The organism is Christiangramia aestuarii (genome assembly GCF_009735585.1).
Taxonomy (GTDB): domain Bacteria; phylum Bacteroidota; class Bacteroidia; order Flavobacteriales; family Flavobacteriaceae; genus Christiangramia; species Christiangramia aestuarii.
The window spans coordinates 1-358 of sequence record NZ_VJVW01000177.1 but is presented as its reverse complement, the minus strand read 5'-3'; the positions used below and the strand labels follow the sequence as shown (position 1 = coordinate 358).

At 64.5% G+C, this 358-nt stretch carries 1 protein-coding gene; it reads right to left on the bottom strand.

Translation table 11 applies throughout. From position 1 onward, the window contains the following. A partial coding sequence (locus FLP08_RS17430; protein WP_202912820.1) for a glutathione S-transferase N-terminal domain-containing protein occupies nt 1-358 on the bottom strand: 358 nt, incomplete at both ends.

The window sequence follows — 358 nt, the reverse complement described above, 5'->3', positions numbered from 1 at the left end:
TCCTTGCGCGCCTGGACCCGCTCGGCCTCCTTGCTGCGCGCATCCAGGATCCGGTCCACCAGGGAACACCAGTCCCGCTGGATACGATGGATCAACAGGCGGCTGTTGGCACGCTTCACCGGATAATCGGGCAGCAGCGGCGGATGCGGATAGCGTTCGTCGAGGTATTCCATGACCACCGTCGGCTCGTACAGCGCCAGGTCGCGATCGACCAGGGTCGGTACGCTGCCGTAGGGGTTGACCTCCGCCAGCATCGGCGGACAGCGGCCCGCCTCGATATCGATCACCTCTACCGCCACGTTCTTCTCGGCCAGGACCAGGCGGATGCGATGGCAGTAATGATCGGCAGGGTCGGAAT